Origin of the sequence: Streptomyces sp. NPDC050448 (assembly GCF_040655295.1) — a bacterium.
Taxonomy (GTDB): Bacteria; Actinomycetota; Actinomycetes; order Streptomycetales; family Streptomycetaceae; genus Streptomyces.
The window spans coordinates 1-2,267 of record NZ_JBFAJR010000119.1; the positions used below are offsets into that span (position 1 = coordinate 1).

Genomic DNA, 2,267 nt, shown 5'->3' on the forward strand with positions numbered 1-2,267 from the left:
GCCCGTTCTCTCATGCCCGCGACTACACCCGAACCTCCGTCCAGGCGATCACCCATTGCCACTCGAACAAGATTCGGTTTGCCACAACGCACTGATACCGCGGCGCCGCGTCAGCCGCGGCGGCTTCTTTGCCGACAGGAGCCGGTGCAAGACCTACCAGAGCCACCGTGCCGACAGCCTGCCCACCCGTCCTGTCTGACAAGATGTCAACTTTCTGCCCGGGGCGCACCAGATCTTTCTGGTAGCTCTCGAGCGCACCCTCAACGACCAGCGCTCCAGCGCTGATGGTCATCAGCTTTTCGGTTGCAGTCGCGCCGACGACCGCCTCGACCGACTCGACCCTCACAGGACCATCGGATATGAACACCGTCTCGGCTGCCGGCAGGACCACAGTGGGAGACGTACCCATCGGTGCCCCAGACTTAGCACCGCTACTCTGCGGCTCACCCGGCTTGTCACCACCCGCCTTGCCCGACCCGTCCGGCTTCGCGCTGACCGAGGAGGGAGCGGTGTAACCGGCAGCGGCATAGAGAGACTTGACCCCCTGCTGCGTGCCAGGCCCAAAGGTTCCCGAGGGGTCAGTGCCGCGGCTGTAGCCCATCGCAGCCAGAGCCTTCTGCAGCTGCACCACATCCTGCCCGACGGCGCCGGCAGTCAGGTTCCGGTAGGCCGGCAGTGAACCACCCAGAGCAAGCACGGGGCGGCCTGCGACTTCCACCAGTACAGCGCCAGGCTTCACCGTGTCCCCTGGCTTCACCTTGACCTTGGTCACCACCGCACGGATGGTGTCCGCGCCGCTGAGACCAGCTGACAGGACATCAACCCGCTGAGACGCGGCGACTTTGCCTCGAGTCACCAGTGATGCAGACAGCACCTTCTTCTCCACCGGCGCGGTCAGCACGTCGGCAGGGGGCGCGGCCGTCTCTGCCACGACCTGGGCGGGAGATTTCAGCAAAGTCGCCGCCCCTGCACCGACCCCCGTCAAAGTCAAAGTTCCCGCGACCACGCCGATCAGGATCCGGCGTCGGCGCACCAGACCGCCGCGCGGCGGCGCGGCCCGCTTGTGTCCTGGTCGGCCATCACCGGCGTGAACGTCGGCCATGGCCGTCGGCTCTGTCACAGTCCGGCGCTCCTACTTCTCGCCGGAAAGTACATCGGCCACAGCCTTCATCGAGGCGTCGAGATCCTTGCGGGCCTTGTTCAGCGCCTCGGCGCTCTTCTCGAGAGAGACTGTCTGCAGCTTGACCTCGGCCTCCCACCAGATCTTCGCCACATGTGTACGGTTGCGGCACGCGATGTCCGCCGTCGCCGTCGATATCTCCAAGGGGGTCACGTCCCGGCCGTGAAAACGCTGATCGTCGCTCGCGTCCAACGGCTGCTTGTAGGCGTAGCCCTGTTCCTTCATGCAGGAAGACCACGCCTGGAACGCAGTGACCACCGCCGGCTCCTCCTTGGACCGGACGAACGCCTCGTTCCCCAGCTTCTGCGCCTCCTCGCCGAAGGCAGCCGGGCTTCCCCCAAGCTTGGTGCGCGCTTCCCCAATACACACCTGCAGCGCCTTGCCATCGGGGCCCTCAGTCGATGTCCCGTCGACGGCACCCTCATTCACTGCCGCCTCGTATGCCGCCTGCTCGGCTTCATCAGGCTTGTATCCGCGTCTCTGCGCCAGCTCGCCATCATGGATGCCGTAACGCCAGTCGGTCAGCGTCTTGGGGCCCGCTTTCGGGAGCTCAGGAGCCGCATGCCACTTACCGAAGCCTGCCTTCTTCATGCAGTCACCGATGAGCATGGCCTTCGCCTTTGCCACCTGGCTCCGCTCATCGTCAGACAGCAGATAGGCCTCCATGGGCAGCGTCCACGTCGCGGGATCGGCCTCGTTGAACGCTCGAGTAGGAGCCGGGCGCAGCGTGTCGGGTCCGTCCGATGACACCGGCGACGAGCAGCCGGCGAGAGCAGCGGCCACCAGACCGAGGGTGAGCACCGTAGCCGACCTGGCCGGGGAAGGTATGAAGGAATGCATGCGGGTCTACCGTTCTGGAACTGCGAGGAAGCGCTCAACTGCACTACCGGCGGGAAGAGGTATCGCGGAGGCCCGACGAAATCCCTGCGGACTTCTTGGGCCGCAGGGATTTCGAGGGCTCCTGCTGAGGGAGAGTGGCAACCTCACTCAGTCCCCTCTCTGTCAGCCTTAGGCGAGACGTCCCGCTTCGGCGGGTTAGCCTGATAGGGCACCGACAGGAGAACCACCCCCCTCATGACCAGCACCA

General features: G+C 65.3%; 2 protein-coding genes. Both read right to left on the reverse strand.

Annotated features, from left to right (window positions below; translation table 11 throughout):
* Window positions 1-22: 22 nt before the first annotated feature.
* The gene (locus AB0I68_RS38965) at window positions 23-1,120 is read right to left on the reverse strand and encodes a peptidoglycan-binding domain-containing protein (RefSeq protein ID WP_363182186.1); all 1,098 of its coding nucleotides are present in this window, start codon (window positions 1,118-1,120) and stop codon (window positions 23-25) included.
* A 12-nt stretch (window positions 1,121-1,132) separates the two neighbouring features.
* Window positions 1,133-1,963, reverse strand: coding sequence for a hypothetical protein (locus AB0I68_RS38970; RefSeq protein ID WP_363182187.1), 831 nt, complete (start codon window positions 1,961-1,963; stop codon window positions 1,133-1,135).
* Window positions 1,964-2,267: the final 304 nt, after the last annotated feature.